We start from the raw sequence: 17,787 nt of genomic DNA, 5'->3' as shown, positions 1-17,787 counted from the left end.
ATTTGGTATAGAAAAAGACCGCCTAGGCGGTCTTTTGTTTTATTGAAACCTAAACTATTTAAGCTGTTTATTAATTAGCTCCATAAGGAGTTTATTTGCGAGATCAATATGAGCAGTTTCTTGCTTAATCAATTCTTTTTGTTGCTCGTTGTTTAATTTGTTGAACGCTTTTTCTTCAGCAATTGTTCTTTTAGTTGAGTGCAAACCCCCTCCAAAAGCAATGGCAATATTCATTGGTTCCATTTTATTTTCTTGTGAATGCTTAGCAACTTCAACAAACAGAGGCATACAAATTTGTAAATGTAATGGCAGTTCTTGCAACCTAGGTAATCTTTTATCTGCGTTGTTTTTCGCTATCTGTAAAATTTTATCTCGCTTGTCAGGGGGCATGTTTGCAACATATTCTTTTGTTGCATTTTCCTGATTAATAGATTCTTTGTATGTACTAATTAACTTATCAAGTTTGTCTTTTTCCTTTGGATGATCGGTGAGTATTTTGTTTCGTAATGTCTTGATCGCACCCGTAAGTTCGTTTTGATTAAAACTCTGTTCTGTATTTAACTGTTGACCAAGAGTCGGATGATCAGCAAGTCTTGATAAGAGCTCAGATATCTTAGAGTTAATGCCATTGCTTCTAAAGATACCTTCTTGTTTAATAAATGCTGGGTTGCTCTGTAAAGCTGAAATGGCTTTGTTCATGCTAATAAAATCTTTTTTATCATCCTCTGATATATCAGCATACTGCTTGATTAATTCAATGTTCTTTGAGCTGATATTGTTGGATTTAGCCTTTTCTTGTTCGGCTTCTTGGGCTCTTTGAGGTTGCTGCTGAGTTAATAATTCTTTTCCTATCTTTTGATGCTGTTTGGTATGATGTGGCTCAAGACGTTGATTTACTGAGTTTTCAGTATATTGGTTATTGATAGGTACGTGTAAGCTTGCTGTTGTATTTTTAAGATATGCGGGGTTCTCTACAATTTCAATCTTTGCCAATTTCTGTTTTAGCATAAATCTGAGTTTATGATATGTGGAAATAATGGATTGAATTACTGTGTTTTTAACGCTTTTTAGTGAGTGAATAAAAGACGTATTTTGTATCTTCTCAGGTGGTTTTTCTTTATTAGTGTGTACTAGACTCGTATTTATTTTTAAAGATGACATGTGCATTACTCCAAAGTTAAAAAGCCAAAATAAGTTTAAATTCATTCATGTGCTATCTCTTACATAAAAAGCTATAATTGCTTAACTTAATAATAAATAAGTCAATCTATCGATGAGCTACTCTTTATTTCAGCTACAAAAACAACAGGAAAAATCAGACATTCGCTTGATTGTTTTCTTGTTGTTCACTCTTTGTATTGTGGCGATAGTTTCACTCAGCGCTGGAGAGATATGGTATTGGCCAAATCAATGGATGGATAACTCCGCACAGCTGTTTGTTTGGCAAATACGATTGCCAAGAATGCTTGCTGTAATCGTCGTAGGGGCAGGGCTCGCGGTTACGGGGGCGATTATGCAGGCTCTATTTGAAAATCCTCTGGCTGAACCTGGTCTCTTGGGGATCAGTAATGGCGCTGGTGTTGCAGTCGTATTCACGATACTAATGTCATCAGGCATCACACACTATGGAATACTGAGTGCTAGCGCGATTACAGGGGCTTTATTGCTCACGGCCTTATTGCTCTATTTTGCCAAACGAAAAAACTTGAATAATGCCAGTTTATTACTGGTTGGCGTCGCTTTAGGCGTCGTGAGTGGCGCTTGTATGACATGGATGGTGTATATGAGCAGTAACCTCGACCTGCGCCAACTATTATATTGGATGATGGGGAGCTTTAGCGGTGTTGATTGGCGGCAATTTGGTTTAGTCGTCGCCTGTATGCCATTTTTAGTGTGGGCTGGATGCCAAGGTAAAATATTAAATTACCTTTCTTTGGGCTCGCTACAAGCTTATCAATTAGGTGTATCAGTACATAAGTGGCGTATTATTCTCATTATCATTAGTGGTGTATTAATTGGTTTGAGCGTTGCTATTGCTGGTGCCATTAGCTTTATTGGTTTAGTGATCCCGCATATTTTACGATTAAGTGGTTTAACCAATCATCGTTTACTGTTACCTGCTTGTGCAATCGCTGGGGCATTAGGCCTGTTATTAGCTGATTTATTATCACGGTTATTAATTGCGAATGCTGAAGTGCCTATTGGCGTTATTACTGCCACATTGGGTGCGCCAATATTTATTCTGTTGCTTATTCGTCATCAGCAATGGCGGTGAATCAAATGAATACACAGATAATTATTGATATTAAGAATATTACCTCAGAAAACCGCTTAATCAATTTTACTGAATATGTGTTTTCAGGTGAGCAAATCCATCTTTTAGGGGCCAATGGCGCTGGGAAAAGTACGTTACTTTCTGCGCTAAGTGGCTATCTTCCTGTCACAGGTGAAATTTGGCTCAATGGTGAAAATATTCACCATTGTTCTATTGCTCAGTTAGCTAAGCAAAGGGCTTATTTTATTCAGCTTGCGAGCAATGCACCTATCATAAAAGTTTTTCAATACCTCGAACTGTTTCTGCCATTAACACCTGTTGCTGCGGATATTTTTGTGCGGCTGTGTGATGATTTTCAATTATCACCACTTTTACATAAAGGCATTTATCAACTCTCTGGAGGGGAATGGCAACGAGTGAGAGTTTGCGCAGCATTTTTACAAGTTTGGGATGATAGAGACTTAACAGGGAAAATTATTTTATTTGATGAGCCAACCAATAATTTGGATATTATTCAACAGGCGATGCTAGATAAATGGATTAAATATTTTTGTGATTGCGAAGGAACCGTTATAATGAGTGGGCATGACCTGAATCATTCTTATAAAAATGCATCGCGAATTTGGCTATTAAAACAAGGCCAATTATTTGCTTCAGGGAAACCTGCTGAGGTGATGACGGAACATAATTTATCTGACATTTTTAAAACTGAAATTAAGATAAGTCAGAGCACATCCTATAGACAATGGCAAATTATAAATTTTGACGATTAGCCAAAAAGTTGTTTTAATCACTCGTTTTTATGCGGGATAATGCAGCAATGTTTGTCGGTGTTGAGGTTCGGTTAAAGTACAATTAACTAGAATATTCTATTCACAATGAAAACTAGGCTATAAACAATATGAGCAATTTCTTACCATTTTCAAAACCCGCAATTGGTGATGAAGAGGTCAAGGCAGTTGAAAAGGTTCTGCGTTCAGGCTGGATTACCACAGGTCCACAGAACCATCAGTTAGAAGAAGATTTTTGCCAACGTTATGGCTGTAAACATGCAATTGCATTGTCCTCTGCAACCGCGGGGATGCATGTCGTTTTGATGGCATTGGGTATTGGCCCTGGTGATGAAGTGATCACACCTTCACAAACATGGGTTTCAACTATTAATATGATTGAGTTGCTCGGTGCAACACCTGTCATGATTGATGTCGATCGCGATACACTGATGATCCAACCCGAAGCCGTAGAACACGCTTTAACAGCAAAAACAAAAGCGATTATTCCTGTTCACTATGCGGGGGCACCTTGTGATTTAGACGCGTTGCGTTTAATCGCACAAAAAGCAGGTGTTGCGCTAATTGAAGATGCTGCTCATGCTGTGGGTACACGCTATAAAAATGAATGGATTGGTGAGAAAGGTACATCTATTTTTTCATTTCATGCCATTAAGAATGTGACATGTGCAGAAGGTGGTTTAGTTGCCACTGATGACGATGAACTTGCTCAACGTGTTCGCACACTCAAGTTCCATGGTTTAGGTGTTGATGCATTTGATAGACAAATGCAAGGACGTAAACCACAGGCGGAGGTTGTTGAGCCTGGCTTTAAATATAACTTATCCGATATTCATGCTGCGATAGCGGTTGTGCAACTGTCCCGTGTGGAGCAGTTAAACCAACGTCGTGCTGAATTAACGGCGCATTACCGCGAATTGCTGAAAAACTCCCCGTTACAAATGCTCAGTGTCCCTGAATATCCGCATTTACATGCCAATCATTTATTTATGGTGCGTGTTGATAAAGATATTTGTGGTATTGACCGCGATGCATTCATGGAAAAATTAAAAGCACATGATATAGGGACGGGGCTACACTTCCGTGCAGCACATACGCAAAAATATTACCGTGAAAAATATCCTGAATTAACACTGCCAGAATCAACATGGAATAGCGCGACGTTGTGTTCGTTGCCTTTGTTCCCTGATATGACAAATGCAGATGTTGAGCGGGTTGTTAATGCGGTAGAAGCAGTTCTTTTGGAGTCAAAATAGTGTCACACGCAGATGAATTTGATGAGATAAAAAAAGTCTCAGTGGTAATCCCTGTCTATAATGAAGAGCAGAGCTTGCCGCAATTACTTGAACGCACGATTAAATCGTGCAAGCAATTAACACAAAGCTACGAATTAATTTTAGTGGATGACGGCAGTAGTGACCGGTCAGCCGCGATGTTAACTCAAGCAGCAGAAAACCCTGATAACCATGTGATTGCGATTATCCTTAACCGTAACTATGGGCAGCATTCTGCGATTATGGCTGGGTTTAACCAAGCGGATGGGGACTTAGTCATTACGCTTGATGCAGATTTACAAAACCCACCAGAAGAAATTCCTCGCTTAGTGCAAACAGCGATGCAAGGTTATGATGTTGTTGGGACTCGCCGTGCTAATCGTCAAGACTCTTGGTTCCGTAAAACGGCATCTAAGATGATTAATGCGATGATCACTAAAGCAACAGGCCGCTCAATGGGGGATTATGGCTGTATGTTACGAGCATACCGTCGCCATATTATTCAGGCGATGTTGCAATGCCATGAAAGAAGTACATTTATACCGATTTTAGCTAATACATTTGCTCGTAGAACCATCGAAATTGATGTGGCGCATGCGGAACGTGAATTTGGTGATTCGAAATACAGCTTTATGAAGCTGATTAATTTAATGTATGACTTACTGACTTGTTTAACGACAGCACCGCTGCGTTTGCTCAGTGTGGTCGGTAGTGTGATTGCAGCAGGTGGTTTTTTGCTTGCGGTACTATTAATTGCATTACGTTTGATTTTTGGTGCAGAGTGGGCCGCAGATGGCGTATTCACTCTGTTCGCTGTGCTATTTATGTTTATTGGTGCACAATTTGTTGCTATGGGTCTACTGGGCGAATACATCGGTCGAATTTACAATGATGTACGTGCGAGACCTCGTTATTTTATTCAAAAAGTCGTCGGTGCAGACCTTAAATCCGACAAAAATCAGGAAGAAGACTAATGAAAGCTATTGTTTTTGCCTATCATGATATTGGCTGCGTAGGGCTAAAAGCGCTTGAAAAAGCAGGTTTTGATATTCAGGCTGTATTTACACACACTGATGACCCTAATGAAAACCATTTTTACTCTTCCGTAGCACGCCTAAGTGCCGATATGGAACTTCCTGTTTTTGCGCCAGAAAACGTCAACCACCCATTATGGATTGAACGTATTCGCGAAATGAAACCTGATGTGATTTTCTCTTTCTATTACCGCGATATGTTAAGTGAAGAATTACTAGCAATCGCACCGAAAGGGGCTTTCAACCTACATGGCTCATTACTGCCGAAATACCGTGGTCGTGCACCAATTAATTGGGCATTATTAAACGGTGAAAGCGAAACGGGTGTAACCTTACATAAAATGGTTGCGAAAGCAGACGCGGGTGACATCATTGCGCAAGAGAAAGTCACAATCACTGATACTGACACTGGCTTAACATTACACGCTAAAGTTCGTGAAGCAGCGGAAACATTATTAGACAAAACATTGCCTCTGATTGAAGCGGGTAGCTACAAAGCTGTTGCTCAAGATGAAAGCCAAGCGACTTATTTTGGTCGCCGTACTGCAGAAGATGGTCAAATCGATTGGAACCGTAGCGCAAAAGAAATTAACTGCTTAATTCGTGCAGTGACTGAGCCATACCCAGGTGCATTCACATATTTGGGCGCACGTAAAATGATTATTTGGCGCGCTCGCGTGTTGGATGACAACCAAGGTAAAGCTGCAGGTACTGTACTGTCTAATGACCCACTGCGTATTGCTTGTGGCCAAGGCGCGATTGAAGTTGTTAGCGGTCAAAGCGAAACGGGTCTTTACATGCAAGGTAACCGCCTTGCAAACGAAATGGGTATCGTGACTGATGTCCGTGTAGGTGCTAAACCAACTGCACAAGTTAAACGCCGTACTCGCGTACTGATTTTAGGTGTGAATGGTTTCATCGGTAACCATTTAACTGAGCGCCTGTTAAAAGATGGCAACTATGATATCTATGGTATGGATATTGGCTCATCTGCAATTGAACGCTTTATTGGTAACCCACGTTTTCACTTTATTGAAGGCGATGTCAGCATTCACACAGAGTGGATTGAGTATCACATCAAAAAATGTGACGTCATTCTTCCACTGGTTGCGATTGCAACACCAATCGAATACACCCGTAACCCACTGCGTGTCTTTGAATTAGACTTCGAAGAAAACCTGAAAGTAGTTCGTTACTGCGTGAAATACAACAAACGTATTATTTTCCCATCTACCTCAGAAGTTTACGGTATGTGTGATGATAAAGAGTTTGATGAAGACGAATCCCGCCTGATTGTTGGTCCAATCAACAAACAACGTTGGATTTACTCTGTTTCTAAACAGTTACTTGACCGAGTTATTTGGGCATACGGTGCGAAAGAAGGCCTGAAGTTCACCTTGTTCCGTCCGTTTAACTGGATGGGACCACGTTTAGACAGCCTAAACTCTGCACGTATTGGTAGTTCACGTGCGATTACTCAGCTGATTTTAAACTTAGTTGAAGGCTCGCCAATCAAATTGGTTGACGGTGGTGCACAGAAACGTTGCTTTACGGATATTAAAGACGGTATCGAAGCACTGTTCCGCATTATCGAAAACAAAGACGGCAAATGTGATGGGCAAATCATCAACATCGGTAACCCAACGAACGAAGCAAGTATTCGTGAACTAGCAGAAATGCTATTAGCAAGCTTTGAAAATCATCCAGAGCGCAGCAAGTTCCCTCCGTTTGCGGGCTTCCGTGAAATTGAAAGCAGCAGCTACTACGGCCAAGGCTATCAAGATGTCGAGCACCGTAAACCAAGTGTTGAGAACGCGCGTCGTCTACTTGACTGGGTTCCGACTATCGACATGAAAGATACTATCGAAGAAACGTTAGATTTCTTCTTACAGGGTGCTGTTGAAGAGTTAGGTAACAAAGACTAATGAAAAAAGTTGGCTTGAGAATTGATGTGGATACCTACCAAGGTACGCTAAAAGGGGTTCCACAATTACTCAAAGTGCTTAAAGAGCACAACATTCAGGCCAGCTTTTTCTTCAGTGTAGGACCCGATAACATGGGGCGCCATTTATGGCGCCTTTTGCGTCCTAAATTTCTGTGGAAAATGCTCAGGTCTAATGCAGCATCCCTGTATGGGTTAGATATATTATTAGCGGGTACAGCATGGCCAGGCAAAAAAATTGCTAAAGATTTAGGCTACTTGATGAAACAAACTTTGGATGCAGGCCATGAAGTTGGCTTACATGCATGGGATCATCAAGGCTGGCAAGCCAAAGTGGCTAAATGGAGTGAGGTCCAACTCGCTGAGCAAGTTAAGCTTGGTGTGGATGCCCTTGAGTGCGCAATTGGGCAGCGTGTTACCTGCTCTGCGGTTGCGGGCTGGCGAGGCGATGAGCGTGTGTTAGAGGTTAAACAAAAGTTTAATTTTGACTATAACAGCGATTGTCGTGGGAAATTTCCTTTCAGGCCTATTTTGCGTGATGGTTCGTTAGGGACGGTGCAAATTCCTGTCACATTACCGACTTACGATGAAGTCGTTGGAACGGTAGTTGCTGACGAAGCATTCAATGATTATATTCTTCAAGCGATTAAAGATGATAGCGGTGTTCCCGTTTATACTATCCACACTGAAGTGGAAGGAATGTCTAAGTCAGAACAATTTTCACAATTATTGGAACGAATTTCACAAGAAGAAATCCAATTCTGTACATTAAGCGAATTGCTACCTGACGATCTGAATTCATTACCAAAGGGGCGAGTGGTGAGAGCACCGTTCCCAGGACGTGAAGGTTGGCTGGGTTGCCAAGAAGAGGAATAAACACACCATGTTAAATAATCGAGCGAGCAAAGTAGGAGCCTCTCTGCTGGCTCTTTTTTTTATCCTAACCTATTTCTTGCCGTTGAATAGTCGTTTACTTTGGCAACCAGATGAAACCCGCTATGCGGAAATTAGCCGAGAAATGCTTCAACGTGGAGATTGGATTGTTCCTTACATGTTGGATGTGCGCTATTTTGAAAAACCAGTGGCAGGGTATTGGATAAATAACATTAGCCAAATGATTTTTGGTGAAACGAATTTTGCGGTTCGCTTTGGTTCAGTTTTTTGTATTCTTCTCAGTGCATTGCTCGTCTATCGCATGGCAAAAATGATGTGGCGTAATAACCATGTTGCTTATGTTGCAAGCTTAATTTATATCTCAATGTTCCTTGTTTTTTCTGTCGGGACCTACAGTGTGCTCGATCCCATGCTATCGTTGTGGATTGCAGCCAGTATGTTTTGTTGCTTGTGGGCAATGAAAGCGAGGGAGGTCAAAACAAAGCTTGCTGCATGGGTTTGCTTAGGGTTAGCCTGTGGTATGGCCTTTATGACGAAAGGGTTCTTAGCCCTTGCTATTCCTGTCATTGTTATGTTGCCTGTTACTATTTACCAAAAACGGTTCCTTGAACTGATAAAATATGGCCCACTCGCTATTATTTCAGCAGTTATCATTAGCTTGCCGTGGGCGTTGGCAATAGCTAAGCAAGAGCCTGATTATTGGAATTATTTTTTCTGGATTGAACACATCAAGCGTTTTACCGCTGATGACGCGCAGCACATAGCTCCATTCTGGTACTATATTCCTATTATTCTACTTGGTGCACTCCCATGGGCGGGGTTAGTACCTGGATCTCTAATAAAAGGTTGGAAAGAACGCAAATCAAGTCCTGATATGTTCTTCTTACTGTGTTGGTTTGTTGTTCCCGTTCTATTTTTTAGTGTTTCACGTGGCAAACTACCTACTTATATGCTGCCGTTTATGGCTCCACTGGCGCTATTGATGGCAAAATATGGTGTTGATTGTGTACGAAATGGTACCATGCGAGCGCTAAAAGCGAATGGCATCATTAATATCATATTGGGGATTGCAGCGGTTATTGCCGTGATTGTAGTGAGTACTGTCATTAAAAAACCATTATATGAGCCTGACGAATGGTCGAAAATGGTTTTGGGTGTGGTTGCTTTCTCTATTTGGGCGATAATTGGTTATTTATGTACTGTCCTAAATGCTAAATATTGGCTGTGGGCGGCCTCGTGCTCCTTAGCGATCAGCCTATGTATTGGTAGCGCTCTGCCGAATAACACCATCGACTCCAAACTGCCGCAGAATTTTATTCATCAAAATCATGATTTATTAATGAATAGTAAGTATTTGATGGCAAGTAATGTAGGTGTAGCGGCTGGGTTAGCGTGGGAAACACAGAATTCCAATATTTATCTTTATAATAGCAGTGGTGAACTTAGCTACGGTTTAGAGTACCCAGATAGCCAGCATCGTATCGTTAAGCCAAATGCATTTGCACAGTGGTTAAGCAAAGCACGTAAAGAAGGGCAGGTTACGGTGGTGTTTTTATTAGGCCGTAATGAAGCTCTCCCTGATATACCTAAGCCAGATGAAGTCATCAAAAATTCACGTATGGCAATTGTGGTTTATCATCAACAATGATTGCGCAATTACTGTTGTTACTGCTTGTCAGTGTACTGACCTGTATTGGGCAAGTAGCTCAAAAGCAAGCTGTGGTGAATTGGCAAAGTGAAAAAGTAAATAAAACCGCATCAGCCATAAAGTGGCTGGTGTTGGCTGTTTTAATGCTAGGCCTAGGCATGTTGTTTTGGTTAAAACTCCTTGAAACCATGCCCCTGAGTATTGCCTACCCAATGCTTAGCATTAATTTTATTCTGATCACGTTGATTGGCCAATTTGTATACAAAGAGAAAACAGGGTTAAACCATTGGCTTGGTGTAGTTGCTATTATGATAGGGATATTACTCATGAGTATTAGCGTATGAATAAAGGCTATTTATGGGTGATTGGTAGCGCCTTATTAGTGACCGTAGCTCAGCTTAGCTTAAAGATGGGGGTAGTTGAATTACCGTCTTTTTCTTTAGGTTGGCATTGGTTGCAAGTTGATTGGTTGTTGGCAAATATCACCAGTTTAAGCATTATCTTGTTAGGGTTAGTGTGTTATGTCTTATCGATGTTGTGCTGGCTGTTTGCACTAAAATATATAGCCTTAAATAAAGCATATCCACTAATTAGCTTGAGTTATGTATTTGTCTATATCTTAGCGGTTGTCTTGCCTTGGTTTAATGAGCCAGCTTCATGGTTGAAAGTCGCTGGAATTGCATTTATCTTGCTGGGTGTTTGGTTAATTAGTCGCTCAACTAAACCACAAGATAGGCATTAATAGCATAATGTGATGAATTGTTTGTTTTTTATTCATCGCACGTTATGATATAAGTTAAATATAGCAATAAGATGGATGATTAAGGTGCTTTATGGTGATTAAAATACAACACTTACCATTATTACTGTGCTTGGTTTTAATTGGTTGTTCATCAACATCCGTTAAGCGCACTGCACCGCCACCGTTAAAAACCCAGCTATCAGACCCTATCATGACCATCGCTCAGTTAAAAGACCAGCTAGAACAATGGTATGGCACGCCTTATCATTATGGTGGGATGAGTCAAAACGGTGTTGATTGCTCAGGTTTTGTTTATCGAACTTTTAATGATCGCTTTGCTATTCAACTACCTAGAACTACCGTCGACCAAACACAGCTTGGTACGCGTATCGATAAAACGGATTTAATGCCTGGCGATCTCGTGTTTTTTAAAACTGGCTCTGGCGAAAATGGGTTACACGTTGGTATTTATGATACCGATAACACTTTTATTCATGCATCAACCAGTAAAGGTGTGATCCGCTCGTCAATGGACAACGTGTATTGGCGAAAAGTGTTCTGGCAGGCAAGGCGCATTTAAATGCGCAATTTTTTTCAGTCATTATGCTATCTTAAGAGCAAGTTTTGTTTTTAGGATAGCTCCATGTCAACATTGCGTTTACTCATTTCAGAATCGTTTGACCCTTGGTTTAACCTTGCGGTCGAGGAAACTATTTTTAGGCAAATGTCTGCCGATCAGCGTGTGATGTTTTTATGGCGTAATGCTGATACGGTGGTCATTGGTCGTGCCCAAAACCCGTGGAAAGAATGTAATACTCGCCGAATGGAAGAAGACAATGTTCGCTTAGCACGTCGCAGTAGTGGCGGTGGAGCTGTCTTCCATGACTTAGGCAATACTTGTTTTACGTTTATGGCGGGTAAACCTGAATACGATAAAACGGTTTCTACACAAATTATTGTCGATGGATTGGCTAATGTGGGCATTGTGGCTGAAGTTTCAGGGCGTAATGATTTAGTGCTCAATACGGAAAATGGCCCACGCAAAATTTCGGGTTCTGCTTATCGCGAAACGAAAGATCGCGGGTTTCACCACGGTACACTATTGATTAATGCAGATTTAAGCCGACTAGCCAATTACCTTAATCCTGATCCCAAAAAATTACAGGCAAAAGGAATTACCTCGGTTCGCTCGCGTGTTGCGAATCTTTCTGAACTAGTGCCTAACATCAGCCATGAAACTGTCTGTGAAGGGGTGATTAAAAGCTTTTTTGATCATTTTGGTGAAACAGTTAAAGCGGAGTATATCTCTCCTGAAAAACTGCCTGACCTGCCTAATTTCACGGAAACATTTGCCAAGCAAAGTAGCTGGGAATGGAATTTTGGCCAAGCGCCTGCATTTTCCCATTATTCAGATACTCGTTTTCCTTGGGGTGGGATTGAATTTCATTTTGATATTGAAAAAGGGGTAATTAGTCGTTGTCAGTTTTTTACCGATAGTTTAGACCCAACGCCCCTTGAGTGGCTGAGCGAGCAAATGTTGGGGAAAGTTTATCAAACTGAAACGATCAAAAAATTATGTTGCCAGATGAAGCAACAGTGGCCTGAGTTACAAGATCAACTTAACGATTTAGAGAACTGGTTAGTGCATGAACTAAGTTAAAAAATGAGCCGACATGGTCGGCTCAGACATAGACTTCAAAATACTAACAACTAATAGGAAGGAATGATCTTGAAACTAACTAGTTATGACAACTGCATGTCATAAAACTTTTGCATTCAGGCAGTTCACCAGTTTGACGGAATTTTGCTGGCGTCGTATCAAAATGTTTTTTAAAGATACGAGTAAATGTAGCTTGTGAACTGAATCCATATTGCAGAGCAATATCAAGGATTGGTAAGTTGCCTTCACGTAATGATTTAGCAGCCTCTAACAAACGACGTTTACGGACGTATTCGCCAAGCGTGCATCCTTTCATTTCTTTGAAAACACGCTGTAAATGCCATTTAGAATAACCACTTTTATCGGCTATTGTGTCGATTTTGATGCCTTCATTGCGTTGCAACTGGCTTTCAAGCCATTTCACGATATCGTTGACTACACTTTCTGACATATTTACCTCCTACTCAAGTAGGCTATTGTTCATTAATAACTAATAATAACTCACGAAATTAGGGTCTATTCTTCCTTTTTTTCCGATATATCGATAGGCCAAACGTGCTTTTTTTATATGATAATAACTATTGATATGATAGTCGTTGAAAAAATCAATGATTTAAACATACACTTACGTATGTTTAAATTTATTTAAATACAAATAGTTATGCTTGAATTTTGTTTTTTATTTCCAATAAAAAATTATTTTATAATAATCAGTCAAATATTTTGACTAAGCAGTTCTAATTTATTAACCAAGTAAATAATTGAAAAATTATATTATAGATTTTATATAACAATAGACAGGAAATTCCGAGGTAATTGTTTTAGTGAAAACAACTAAAAATACAGCATAATTAAGATTAAATATCATCTTTATCACGAATGTTAAAAGAATTAACGTTATCTAGATAAATATGTGGAAACGCAATATTTTTAAGAGCGATATTGTTGTTTATGAGGGTTATTTACTATAAAAAACCGAAGAAAGGGTTTTCGTAAAAACCATTTAAAATCAATAGGTAATAAAATTATAGGTCGAGTCATTTTCTATCTATGAAATATTAATCAGGTAGCTGTTCTAATTTTTGACGTATCTGTAACATCACTAAGGGAGTTCCTAGGCTAAAGTTTAGCATTCCTATATCATCGACGATGACTAATGCTTTATTTCGACCCGCGGGTGTCATTGAGATACCTGGAAGCCGCCAAATACTCTTTGCGCCCCCGAGAGTTTTTGCGCTCTCATGGCATACAACGATTAAATCAGGTTGTCCTTCGATAATGGCTTCGGGAGAAAGAGGCTGATATAGTTCAATGTTTGCCATCGCATTTTTAGCACCAATTGCGGTAATAAGTTTATCTGCAGTTGTATTTTTCCCAGCAATTAAGGGGATAACACCACCTTTATTGATAATAAAGAGAACATTTTTATTTATTGGTGATGTCTTAATTTTGCTAAGGTCACTCTGAAATTTTTGGATAAGTTGTTCCCCTAAATGGACTTGATTTATTTGTTTGGCAATTGTACGAATTTTTTTAGGAATGGCTTCTAATGTCATTCCGCGAGCAACTTTAATAACGTGTATTCCTTGGCTTTGTATATGTAACAGGGCAGAAGAAGGCCTGACTTGATCACTGGCTAAAACAAGGGTAGGTTGCATTGAAACAATGTGTTGAGGATTAATTTGTTTTATATCTTCAATAGTTGGAGGTTGCTGTTCTACAGAACCCGAAGTACCTTGAGCAATGATATTGCCACCGAAATTAAGGGCAAAAATAATTTCGGTGATATCATTCCCCAAAGACACTATGCGTTCTTTTGACCATGTACAATTTGAGATACAAAGTGTTATGAACATTAGAAGCCAATATTGCATAAAATAATTTAGTAATTAAATTCGATGTAAAGAAAGTATTTGTTGGCTCCACTGAGTTTGCTCAGGAACCCCCTCAGTGCGCTGCCCATACATTTGTATGATTTGGTTACCTTGATTATCGAAGACTTCTAGGCTTGTCACAAACCCGTCTTGTGTCGGTTTTCTCGTCACCCAGCATTCAGAAATACCATTCTCAATAATATGCAAATTGAAATCATTACTAGACACATTAAGCCAATCTGTTTGTGAGCTTTCAATTTTCAGTGGTGAGAGTTTGTTGATAACACCCGTGAAAATTTGGACGCATCCACGATTACCAATAAAAAGCATAATCTCATTTTTGGCTTGGTGGGCGAGAGAGAGTAACTGTGATAGTGAATTTGTTGGGACTTGCCAAGCGAGTTCGTTACTTACTATACGAAAAACTTGCTGGCGACTTAAATTATGCGTTTTTAATAAGGTGAAAAATTGATGAACATCGGACATATCGCGCCATTGTTGTTCAATTTGTTGCTTAGTTTCATCACTAATTTCGCTATTTGAAAATGATAAAACAGTATCGAGTTGTAGTGGGGGGTTATCGATGGACGTATAGTGAGTAATAATGTCTTGCCACACTTTCATGTCAGTGTGTTCACAGGAATAAACTTTATGTATGGCATCCCCATTCTTATCAAAAAATTGAATGCTGTGCCGAATGTCATTCCCTATTTGTTCCGAGAGCGTGAATATGGAATCCCATTGTGCAAAAAACATTCTCAAATCCAGTTTTCCTGGATTAAGGAATAGGCCCGCATGGTCACTAAAACGTGGGTTATCATATACGCCAGTTTGAATACTGACGGCGTAATTGTTGCGTGTAATGGCTTTAGCCTGGCCTATCGTTGATAGCGTATGAAGTAGTTCAGGTAAATGACCTGAAAGCCGTTTTACATTGTCATGACCAACTCGGCGATATAAAAGCTCAGCTTCAGTGATATTAAGCTGAGTAGCTAAATCCCGAGCATACTTATTTGGAAACTGTTGCTTTAACTGTAAGTAGTCTTTGTAATATACTGAGTTCACAATTATTTCCTTATTTATATTGTATCCAATAATAATTAGTTGGGCTTATTTACTGTGTTAATAGGCCCAACTAGCCTACTTAATTATTTCGTTACCATTTATAATTCAGGTTAAAATAGAAATTACGGCCTTCTTGTGGAACCCCCATGGAAGAAACGTAATTTTTATCGAACGCATTTTTGAGTGCTAAGGTAGAACTGAGACCTTTAATGAATTGGTCTGCTTGATAGCTAATGTAGAAGTCATGAAGGCTATAACCAGGATATTGAATGACTTCACGGCGATAGCGATCTAACTTCTCCACTGATTTTTGCCCAGGTAATACGTAAGTATCGTCCCCATCAAATTTGCTGCGTGCTGCAAATTCACCAACCCATCCAAGATTGACCCCTGTGTGTGCTATCGGTGCATTAAAACGGGCAACTAAGGAATTTGGGCGAAGAGAGGAAAGGGTATGGTGTGTTTCATCTTCTTTTCCAACAATGAGGTTATGGCTAACATCGAGGTCAAACCAATGTGTTTTATAGTGAACGAAGCTCTCAACACCTTTGATGGTCGCAGATGGCACATTGATATAATAAATCTTTTCAGGTAGCCAAAAAAACTTTAAGCTTCGATCAATTCTTTTTTTGTATTGAGCATCAAGGGCAATATGATTTTTGGCTTTAGTATGAAACACCGTGCTACCAAACTGAAGTGAGTCCCCTGTCAATGCTAGTTCGTCGAAGCTGAATTTCATACCTGCTTCAACTGTTTTATTTGTTTCAGGTTTTAGATCTGGTGAAGGGATAAAGTCCGATGTATATCCTATAAATGGAACACGAAAATGATGAGAGTTATTGTATAACTCTGCCATACGAGGTGTTCGGTAGCCTTCTGAATAGGAAGAAAATAGATTCAGCCAATGTGATGGTGTTGCACTCACAGCGAACCTTGATGACCAATTTGTATGACTATCTTCCGCGATATCTTTACGAGAGGTTTTATAATAAGTAAAACGTGTTCCTGCTGAAAATGTAATAGGTAAGTGGTGTAATGTGAGATCGTTGTTTAGCCACCCTGAACTATTTAATAGATGGGCATTAGGATAGCTGATTGAATACTCATTAGATTTTTGTTCTTGTTGATAATATTCGAAGCCACTTTGAATTGCGTTATTCGCCCAATTATTCATAGGTACTATGAAGCTATTGGTGAATTTGGTCCCGTATGTATATTGGTCTCGATCTTCTTCACGGTAATCGTTTGGTGTTTTTTTCACTTTAATGAGGTCTAACTGATTAAGTGCGATACTTGAGTAGTAAAAGTCCCAGTTTGCCTGCCAATTAAGCGTATTATTGGGTGAGAAGTGTTGGCCAATGTGGATATCTCGTTGTAGTGAACTCCTTTCATGTGGGGTGTTTGGAAAGAGGGTTTGATTAAAAGATATACTTGGCTGTTTTTGGCCAATGCTGTTATTACGGTATTCTTTAAGTTGTATTGTGGTTTGATAGGCTGGGTGAGCAAACCACGTTGTTTTCAACATCCAATTATGAATTTCTTCATTGGTCTCTAGGCCTTGGGCTACGTATGGGTTATTGAGTTGTATTTTACGTTGCTGGTAGCTTAAGATGGTATCGAAAGTATCGACATGGCTAAACAGAGTTGCACCTGCATGATAGCTATGATCATTCCGGTTAATACCAGTGGTAACATGCCCACCAAAATGTTGCCCAGGTTTTAATAAATCAGATGCGTTGAGGGTTTTTATGGAGACGACACCTGCGAGTGCACCGTTACCATGGTGAAGCGAACCACCGCCTTTATGAACGGTAACTTTTTTAACTAGGGCAGGGTCAATAAAAGTGGCATCAAATAAGCCAGAGTTAAAATCTTGGGTGACATTATCGATAGTAATTTTTACGCCTCGTTGATCATAGCCTCGCATTTGAAGACTCTGCCCATATGTGCTACCTGCACCCGTGACGAGTACCCCTGCTTGGCCTTTGAGTAAATCCAATACTGAAGTCGCAGATTGCAATTCAGGGGCTTGGGCATTAATAACCTCAACTTGCTGAGCAACAGCAATTTTTTCATAACTAAATGGCGATTGAGATACATACATAACGTCTTTTGCTTCATTTTGGGCGAGTGCAGTATGACTCGTACTCGAAATTGCCAAAGCGGTAGCAAGCGTTGAAAAACGGAATTTATATTGGTGTTGAGGGTTAGAAATTGATGTAGGCATCAGTTTAAATGGCATAGGAAATCCTTTCCTTATGTGTGGTTTAAGCTGGCTGCCTTGATGATGTCTGGGTGGCGTGCTATAGATTATCGATATAACTTATTTATTTCGTTAGAATTAATTTACCTGAGCGGGTTTGCTTTAGTTGGTAAATTTCCCCACGGTGTAGAATTTCAACTTTTCCTTCCTTATTAAGTAGTTGCTGACTATCAACGATGTGTGTTGCTAACATCGCTTGGGTCGATTTTGCTTCAATAGGTACCAGAGTGGGGTCTTCTCTCTTAGCTAAAAAAAGATCCTTCGTTACCATTTGATTTGTCTTTTTTAATAAGGTCATAAAATTGTTCTCATGTGCTTTCTAACG

17 protein-coding genes are annotated in these 17,787 nt (G+C 39.8%); 11 read left to right on the top strand and 6 right to left on the bottom strand.

Annotated features, from left to right (window positions below; genetic code table 11):
- Window positions 1-54: 54 nt before the first annotated feature.
- Complete coding sequence (locus AABS66_RS02415) at window positions 55-1,161, bottom strand: RhoGAP domain-containing protein (RefSeq protein WP_430224538.1); 1,107 nt, start codon at window positions 1,159-1,161, stop codon at window positions 55-57.
- A 112-nt stretch (window positions 1,162-1,273) separates the two neighbouring features.
- Between AABS66_RS02415 and btuC the strand changes: the two genes are divergently transcribed.
- The 11 genes from btuC to AABS66_RS02360 all read left to right on the top strand — a co-directional run bounded on the left by btuC (window position 1,274) and on the right by AABS66_RS02360 (window position 12,260).
- Window positions 1,274-2,275, top strand: coding sequence for a vitamin B12 ABC transporter permease BtuC (gene btuC, locus AABS66_RS02410; protein WP_206084014.1), 1,002 nt, complete (start codon window positions 1,274-1,276; stop codon window positions 2,273-2,275).
- Between the two features lie 5 nt (window positions 2,276-2,280).
- Window positions 2,281-3,048, top strand: coding sequence for a vitamin B12 ABC transporter ATP-binding protein BtuD (gene btuD / locus AABS66_RS02405; protein ID WP_206084015.1), 768 nt, complete (start codon window positions 2,281-2,283; stop codon window positions 3,046-3,048).
- A gap of 128 nt (window positions 3,049-3,176) precedes the next feature.
- The gene (gene arnB / locus AABS66_RS02400) at window positions 3,177-4,322 is read left to right on the top strand and encodes a UDP-4-amino-4-deoxy-L-arabinose aminotransferase (RefSeq protein ID WP_206084016.1); all 1,146 of its coding nucleotides are present in this window, start codon (window positions 3,177-3,179) and stop codon (window positions 4,320-4,322) included.
- The gene (gene arnC, locus AABS66_RS02395) at window positions 4,322-5,314 is read left to right on the top strand and encodes an undecaprenyl-phosphate 4-deoxy-4-formamido-L-arabinose transferase (RefSeq protein ID WP_206084017.1); all 993 of its coding nucleotides are present in this window, start codon (window positions 4,322-4,324) and stop codon (window positions 5,312-5,314) included. The genes arnB and arnC overlap by 1 nt, the downstream gene beginning before the upstream one ends.
- Window positions 5,314-7,299 (top strand): bifunctional UDP-4-amino-4-deoxy-L-arabinose formyltransferase/UDP-glucuronic acid oxidase ArnA, encoded by a 1,986-nt coding sequence (gene arnA, locus AABS66_RS02390; RefSeq protein ID WP_206084018.1) that lies wholly within the window; start codon window positions 5,314-5,316, stop codon window positions 7,297-7,299. Before arnC ends, arnA begins: the two co-directional genes overlap by 1 nt.
- Entirely contained in the window at window positions 7,299-8,192 is an 894-nt protein-coding gene (gene arnD / locus AABS66_RS02385) for a 4-deoxy-4-formamido-L-arabinose-phosphoundecaprenol deformylase (RefSeq protein ID WP_206084019.1), read from the top strand. Before arnA ends, arnD begins: the two co-directional genes overlap by 1 nt.
- Before the next feature lie 7 nt (window positions 8,193-8,199).
- Entirely contained in the window at window positions 8,200-9,858 is a 1,659-nt protein-coding gene (arnT, locus tag AABS66_RS02380) for a lipid IV(A) 4-amino-4-deoxy-L-arabinosyltransferase (RefSeq protein ID WP_430224537.1), read from the top strand.
- A complete protein-coding gene (gene arnE, locus AABS66_RS02375; RefSeq protein ID WP_206084021.1) occupies window positions 9,855-10,202 on the top strand; it encodes a 4-amino-4-deoxy-L-arabinose-phosphoundecaprenol flippase subunit ArnE in 348 nt (115 codons plus the stop codon). Before arnT ends, arnE begins: the two co-directional genes overlap by 4 nt.
- Complete coding sequence (arnF, locus tag AABS66_RS02370) at window positions 10,199-10,600, top strand: 4-amino-4-deoxy-L-arabinose-phosphoundecaprenol flippase subunit ArnF (protein ID WP_206084022.1); 402 nt, start codon at window positions 10,199-10,201, stop codon at window positions 10,598-10,600. The genes arnE and arnF overlap by 4 nt, the downstream gene beginning before the upstream one ends.
- Window positions 10,601-10,691: 91 nt before the next feature.
- A complete protein-coding gene (locus tag AABS66_RS02365; RefSeq protein ID WP_206084023.1) occupies window positions 10,692-11,180 on the top strand; it encodes a C40 family peptidase in 489 nt (162 codons plus the stop codon).
- A gap of 63 nt (window positions 11,181-11,243) precedes the next feature.
- Window positions 11,244-12,260 (top strand): lipoate--protein ligase A, encoded by a 1,017-nt coding sequence (locus AABS66_RS02360; RefSeq protein ID WP_206084024.1) that lies wholly within the window; start codon window positions 11,244-11,246, stop codon window positions 12,258-12,260.
- A 79-nt stretch (window positions 12,261-12,339) separates the two neighbouring features.
- On the opposite strand, the gene AABS66_RS02355 is transcribed toward AABS66_RS02360, so the two are convergent.
- From AABS66_RS02355 to hemP, 5 genes are all read right to left on the bottom strand, one after another.
- Window positions 12,340-12,711 (bottom strand): helix-turn-helix domain-containing protein, encoded by a 372-nt coding sequence (locus tag AABS66_RS02355; protein ID WP_206084025.1) that lies wholly within the window; start codon window positions 12,709-12,711, stop codon window positions 12,340-12,342.
- Window positions 12,712-13,318: 607 nt separating this feature from the next.
- Window positions 13,319-14,065, bottom strand: a complete 747-nt coding sequence (locus AABS66_RS02350) for a heme/hemin ABC transporter substrate-binding protein (protein ID WP_272538608.1) — start codon at window positions 14,063-14,065, stop codon at window positions 13,319-13,321.
- A gap of 84 nt (window positions 14,066-14,149) precedes the next feature.
- Window positions 14,150-15,199 carry a hemin-degrading factor gene (locus AABS66_RS02345; RefSeq protein WP_206084027.1) on the bottom strand — a complete coding sequence of 350 codons (1,050 nt, stop codon included), beginning with the start codon at window positions 15,197-15,199 and terminating at the stop codon, window positions 14,150-14,152.
- A gap of 91 nt (window positions 15,200-15,290) precedes the next feature.
- Window positions 15,291-17,441 (bottom strand): TonB-dependent receptor domain-containing protein, encoded by a 2,151-nt coding sequence (locus AABS66_RS02340; RefSeq protein ID WP_430224536.1) that lies wholly within the window; start codon window positions 17,439-17,441, stop codon window positions 15,291-15,293.
- Between the two features lie 85 nt (window positions 17,442-17,526).
- Complete coding sequence (gene hemP, locus AABS66_RS02335; RefSeq protein WP_206084029.1) at window positions 17,527-17,733, bottom strand: hemin uptake protein HemP; 207 nt, start codon at window positions 17,731-17,733, stop codon at window positions 17,527-17,529.
- Window positions 17,734-17,787: the final 54 nt, after the last annotated feature.

The organism is Providencia sp. SP181 (genome assembly GCF_050446505.1).
GTDB classification, from domain to species: domain Bacteria; phylum Pseudomonadota; class Gammaproteobacteria; order Enterobacterales; family Enterobacteriaceae; genus Providencia; species Providencia vermicola.
Note: the sequence above shows the minus strand (reverse complement) of the source record. Positions and strands in the feature narration are given on the sequence as shown.

Bases quoted from the DNA above. Each gene is read 5' to 3' on its own strand.
- AABS66_RS02340 (WP_430224536.1), bottom strand. From the start codon at position 17,441: ATGCCATTTAAACTGATGCCTACATCAATTTCTAACCCTCAACACCAA.
- AABS66_RS02365 (WP_206084023.1), top strand. From the start codon at position 10,692: ATGGTGATTAAAATACAACACTTACCATTATTACTGTGCTTGGTTTTA.
- arnB (WP_206084016.1), top strand. From the start codon at position 3,177: ATGAGCAATTTCTTACCATTTTCAAAACCCGCAATTGGTGATGAAGAG.
- AABS66_RS02360 (WP_206084024.1), top strand. From the start codon at position 11,244: ATGTCAACATTGCGTTTACTCATTTCAGAATCGTTTGACCCTTGGTTT.
- arnE (WP_206084021.1), top strand. From the start codon at position 9,855: ATGATTGCGCAATTACTGTTGTTACTGCTTGTCAGTGTACTGACCTGT.
- btuC (WP_206084014.1), top strand. From the start codon at position 1,274: ATGAGCTACTCTTTATTTCAGCTACAAAAACAACAGGAAAAATCAGAC.
- AABS66_RS02415 (WP_430224538.1), bottom strand. From the start codon at position 1,161: ATGTCATCTTTAAAAATAAATACGAGTCTAGTACACACTAATAAAGAA.
- hemP (WP_206084029.1), bottom strand. From the start codon at position 17,733: ATGGTAACGAAGGATCTTTTTTTAGCTAAGAGAGAAGACCCCACTCTG.
- btuD (WP_206084015.1), top strand. From the start codon at position 2,281: ATGAATACACAGATAATTATTGATATTAAGAATATTACCTCAGAAAAC.
- arnA (WP_206084018.1), top strand. From the start codon at position 5,314: ATGAAAGCTATTGTTTTTGCCTATCATGATATTGGCTGCGTAGGGCTA.
- AABS66_RS02355 (WP_206084025.1), bottom strand. From the start codon at position 12,711: ATGTCAGAAAGTGTAGTCAACGATATCGTGAAATGGCTTGAAAGCCAG.
- arnD (WP_206084019.1), top strand. From the start codon at position 7,299: ATGAAAAAAGTTGGCTTGAGAATTGATGTGGATACCTACCAAGGTACG.
- arnT (WP_430224537.1), top strand. From the start codon at position 8,200: ATGTTAAATAATCGAGCGAGCAAAGTAGGAGCCTCTCTGCTGGCTCTT.
- arnF (WP_206084022.1), top strand. From the start codon at position 10,199: ATGAATAAAGGCTATTTATGGGTGATTGGTAGCGCCTTATTAGTGACC.